The sequence below is a fragment of the Zeimonas arvi genome, from assembly GCF_008039575.1.
Taxonomy (GTDB): Bacteria; Pseudomonadota; Gammaproteobacteria; order Burkholderiales; family Burkholderiaceae_E; genus Zeimonas; species Zeimonas arvi.
The window spans coordinates 1-5,229 of sequence record NZ_VDUY01000013.1; the positions used below are offsets into that span (position 1 = coordinate 1).

The following is a 5,229-nucleotide window of genomic DNA, read 5'->3' on the forward strand; positions in this document are numbered from 1 at the left end:
ATGTCCGGGTGCCGGGCGAGCGATCTTTAACAATCAACAGCCGATAAGTGTGGGCGTTTGTGCGAGAGCGCCATGCCTGCGGGGTCCGGCAACGGATGTCGCGGGCGGGTGCCGGGATTCGGGTTCGCTCGGGTTCTGGTTCTCGGAAAATACCAAACGTTCACACGGTAAGAAGATGTTTGTTGGTTCAGGCCAACGAACGTCGATTCCGTTGAGCGAGACTTCCATTGGAAGTCGACTTTGAAACAGATCGAACTAAAGAGTTTGATCCTGGCTCAGATTGAACGCTGGCGGCATGCCTTACACATGCAAGTCGAACGGCAGCACGGGGGCAACCCTGGTGGCGAGTGGCGAACGGGTGAGTAAAGCATCGGAACGTGCCCGGTAGTGGGGGATAGCCCGGCGAAAGCCGGATTAATACCGCATACGCACTGAGGTGGAAAGCGGGGGACCTTCGGGCCTCGCGCTATCGGAGCGGCCGATGTCGGATTAGCTAGTTGGTGGGGTAAAGGCCTACCAAGGCGACGATCCGTACCTGGTCTGAGAGGACGACCAGGCACACTGGGACTGAGACACGGCCCAGACTCCTACGGGAGGCAGCAGTGGGGAATTTTGGACAATGGGCGCAAGCCTGATCCAGCAATGCCGCGTGTGTGAAGAAGGCCTTCGGGTTGTAAAGCACTTTTGTCCGGAAAGAAATCTCGTGGGTTAATACCCCGTGGGGATGACGGTACCGGAAGAATAAGCACCGGCTAACTACGTGCCAGCAGCCGCGGTAATACGTAGGGTGCGAGCGTTAATCGGAATTACTGGGCGTAAAGCGTGCGCAGGCGGCTATGCAAGACAGATGTGAAATCCCCGGGCTCAACCTGGGAACTGCATTTGTGACTGCATGGCTAGAGTGCGTCAGAGGGAGGTGGAATTCCGCGTGTAGCAGTGAAATGCGTAGAGATGCGGAGGAACACCGATGGCGAAGGCAGCCTCCTGGGATGACACTGACGCTCATGCACGAAAGCGTGGGGAGCAAACAGGATTAGATACCCTGGTAGTCCACGCCCTAAACGATGTCAACTAGTTGTCGGGGATTCATTTCCTTGGTAACGCAGCTAACGCGTGAAGTTGACCGCCTGGGGAGTACGGCCGCAAGGTTAAAACTCAAAGGAATTGACGGGGACCCGCACAAGCGGTGGATGATGTGGATTAATTCGATGCAACGCGAAAAACCTTACCTACGCTTGACATGCCAGGAACTTTCCAGAGATGGATTGGTGCCCGAAAGGGAACCTGGACACAGGTGCTGCATGGCTGTCGTCAGCTCGTGTCGTGAGATGTTGGGTTAAGTCCCGCAACGAGCGCAACCCTTTTCCTTAGTTGCTACGCAAGGGCACTCTAGGGATACTGCCGGTGACAAACCGGAGGAAGGTGGGGATGACGTCAAGTCCTCATGGCCCTTATGTGTAGGGCTTCACACGTCATACAATGGTCGGTACAGAGGGTCGCCAACCCGCGAGGGGGAGCCAATCCCAGAAAACCGATCGTAGTCCGGATCGCACTCTGCAACTCGAGTGCGTGAAGTCGGAATCGCTAGTAATCGCGGATCAGCATGTCGCGGTGAATACGTTCCCGGGTCTTGTACACACCGCCCGTCACACCATGGGAGTGGGTTTTGCCAGAAGTGGGTAGCCTAACCGCAAGGAGGGCGCTTACCACGGCAGGGCTCATGACTGGGGTGAAGTCGTAACAAGGTAGCCGTATCGGAAGGTGCGGCTGGATCACCTCCTTTCCAGAGAGACTGCGCCAGTAGTGCAGGCGCCCACACTTATCGGCTGTTGTGAAGAAGTGAAAACAACTGGGTCTGTAGCTCAGCTGGTTAGAGCACCGTCTTGATAAGGCGGGGGTCGTTGGTTCGAGTCCAACCAGACCCACCACCGGCTTACGCGGGGGTGTAGCTCAGCTGGGAGAGCACCTGCTTTGCAAGCAGGGGGTCATCGGTTCGATCCCGTTCACCTCCACCATCGTTGCCCGGTCGGGTGACGGGTCGCGTGGTTGGGTTGTTTTCACTTGTGCTGGCGGCACCTGGCGAGCGCCGGGGGCGCTGGGGATGATCGACGAGCGCGCTGGGGTGCGAGACACCGGGTTGCAGCGTGCTGGTCCATCGTTCCGAGTGGAGCGAGTCGGCTGTTCTTTAACAATTCGAGAGAAGATATCGTATTCAGTCTTTTTGAATGGATACGGGTTGTGATTGCATCACAACGAATTTTTGGTTCTTGATGAACCGAGAATATTGCGGCAAACGCTGACTTGGCCCGACTCGTTGCGAGTCTGCAAAGTTATAGGGTCAAGCGAATAAGTGCATGTGGTGGATGCCTTGGCGATCACAGGCGATGAAGGACGTCGTAGTCTGCGATAAGCCGCGGGGAGCTGACAAACGAGCTTTGATCCGCGGATTTCCGAATGGGGAAACCCGGCCCGCAAGGGTCATCCCACGCTGAATACATAGGCGTGTGGAGGCGAACGCAGCGAACTGAAACATCTAAGTAGCTGCAGGAAAAGAAATCAACCGAGATTCCGGAAGTAGTGGCGAGCGAAACCGGAAGAGCCTGTGCGTGATAGCCGATGCGTTAGCGGAACGGAATGGAAAGTCCGGCCATAGCGGGTGATAGCCCCGTACGCGAAAACGGATCGGTGGTACTGAGCGCACGAGAAGTAGGGCGGGACACGTGAAATCCTGTCTGAAGATGGGGGGACCATCCTCCAAGGCTAAATACTCGTGATCGACCGATAGTGAACAAGTACCGTGAGGGAAAGGCGAAAAGAACCCCGGGAGGGGAGTGAAATAGATCCTGAAACCGCATGCATACAAACAGTCGGAGCCCGGAAACGGGTGACGGCGTACCTTTTGTATAATGGGTCAGCGACTTACGTTCAGTGGCGAGCTTAACCGTGTAGGGAAGGCGCAGGGAAACCGAGTCCGAATAGGGCGATCCAGTCGCTGGGCGTAGACCCGAAACCAGGTGATCTACCCATGGCCAGGATGAAGGTGAGGTAACACTTACTGGAGGTCCGAACCGACTACTGTTGCAAAAGTAGCGGATGAGCTGTGGGTAGGGGTGAAAGGCTAAACAAACCTGGAAATAGCTGGTTCTCCCCGAAAACTATTTAGGTAGTGCGTCGTGTATCGCTCCGGGGGGTAGAGCACTGTAATGGTTGCGGGGGTCGTTCAGACTTACCGCGCCATAGCAAACTCCGAATACCCGGAAGTGCCAGCACGGCAGACAGTCCTCGGGTGCTAACGTCCGAGGTCGAGAGGGAAACAACCCAGACCGCCAGCTAAGGTCCCAAATAACCGCTAAGTGGGAAACGAAGTGGGAAGGCTAAGACAGTCAGGAGGTTGGCTTAGAAGCAGCCACCCTTTAAAGAAAGCGTAATAGCTCACTGATCGAGTCGTCCTGCGCGGAAGATGTAACGGGGCTAAGCGGTTAACCGAAGCTGCGGATTTGTCCTTCGGGACAAGTGGTAGGGGAGCGTTCTGTACGTCTGTGAAGGTGAGTCGAGAGGCTTGCTGGAGATATCAGAAGTGCGAATGCTGACATGAGTAGCGTTAAAGCGGGTGAAAAGCCCGCTCGCCGTAAGCGCAAGGTTTCCTACGCCACGTTCATCGGCGTAGGGTGAGTCGGCCCCTAAGGTGAGGGCGAAAGCCGTAGCTGATGGGAAGCTGGTTAATATTCCAGCACCGTCTCTGAGTGCGATGGGGGGACGGATCGTGGAAGGTTGTCCGGGTGTTGGAAGTCCCGGTTCTTGGCCTGTAGGTGTCCGGTAGGCAAATCCGCCGGGCGTATGCCGAGGGGTTGAGACGAGCGAGCTTGCTCGCGAAGCAACTGGAAGGGGTCCCAGGAAAAGCCTCTAAGCTTCAGCTCAGAGAGACCGTACCGCAAACCGACACTGGTGCGCGAGATGAGTATTCTCAGGCGCTTGAGAGAACTCGGGAGAAGGAACTCGGCAAATTGACACCGTAACTTCGGAAGAAGGTGTGCCCCGGTAGCTTGAGTGTGAACAACACGAGGGTGAAAGGGTTGCAAAAAATCGGTGGCTGCGACTGTTTACCAAAAACACAGCACTCTGCTAACACGAAAGTGGACGTATAGGGTGTGACGCCTGCCCGGTGCCGGAAGGTTAAGTGATGGGGTGCAAGCTCTTGATCGAAGCCCCGGTAAACGGCGGCCGTAACTATAACGGTCCTAAGGTAGCGAAATTCCTTGTCGGGTAAGTTCCGACCTGCACGAATGGCGTAACGATGGCCACACTGTCTCCTCCCGAGACTCAGCGAAGTTGAAATGTTTGTGATGATGCAATCTACCCGCAGCTAGACGGAAAGACCCCATGAACCTTTACTGTAGCTTTGCATTGGACTGTGAACCGATTTGTGTAGGATAGGTGGGAGGCTTTGAAGCGGGAACGCCAGTTTCCGTGGAGCCGTCCTTGAAATACCACCCTGGTTTGTTTGCGGTTCTAACCTTGGCCCGTCATCCGGGTCGGGGACAGTGCATGGTAGGCAGTTTGACTGGGGCGGTCTCCTCCCAAAGCGTAACGGAGGAGTTCGAAGGTACGCTTGGCACGGTCGGACATCGTGCCTAAAGTGCAAGGGCAAAAGCGTGCTTGACTGCGAGACTGACAAGTCGAGCAGGTGCGAAAGCAGGACCTAGTGATCCGGTGGTTCTGAATGGAAGGGCCATCGCTCAACGGATAAAAGGTACTCTGGGGATAACAGGCTGATACCGCCCAAGAGTTCATATCGACGGCGGTGTTTGGCACCTCGATGTCGGCTCATCTCATCCTGGGGCTGTAGCCGGTCCCAAGGGTATGGCTGTTCGCCATTTAAAGAGGTACGTGAGCTGGGTTCAAAACGTCGTGAGACAGTTTGGTCCCTATCTGCTGTGGGCGCTGGAAATTTGACGGGGCCTGCTCCTAGTACGAGAGGACCGGAGTGGACGCACCTCTGGTGTACCTGTTGTCACGCCAGTGGCATCGCAGGGTAGCTATGTGCGGAAGAGATAACCGCTGAAAGCATCTAAGCGGGAAACTCGCCTGAAGATGAGATTTCCCTGGGGACTCGATCCCCCTGAAGGGTCGTTCTAGACCAGGACGTTGATAGGCTGGGTGTGGAAGCGCAGTAATGCGTTAAGCTAACCAGTACTAATTGCCCGTGAGGCTTGACCCTATAACTTTGCA

General features: G+C 55.7%; 2 tRNA genes and 2 rRNA genes. All 4 read left to right on the forward strand.

The features are described from left to right. The first annotated feature begins 252 nt into the window (after positions 1–252). The 4 genes from FHP08_RS18290 (at position 253) to FHP08_RS18305 (ending at position 5,218) form a co-directional block, all read left to right on the forward strand. A 16S ribosomal RNA gene (locus FHP08_RS18290) occupies positions 253–1,783 on the forward strand. 68 nt (positions 1,784–1,851) lie between these two features. Beyond that, positions 1,852–1,928, forward strand: a tRNA-Ile gene (locus FHP08_RS18295). Positions 1,929–1,939: 11 nt separating this feature from the next. Beyond that, positions 1,940–2,015: transfer RNA gene (locus FHP08_RS18300), tRNA-Ala, on the forward strand. 321 nt (positions 2,016–2,336) lie between these two features. Continuing rightward, positions 2,337–5,218: ribosomal RNA gene (locus FHP08_RS18305) — 23S ribosomal RNA — on the forward strand. Together the 16S and 23S rRNA genes with 2 tRNA genes alongside form the textbook arrangement of a ribosomal RNA operon. Positions 5,219–5,229: the final 11 nt, after the last annotated feature.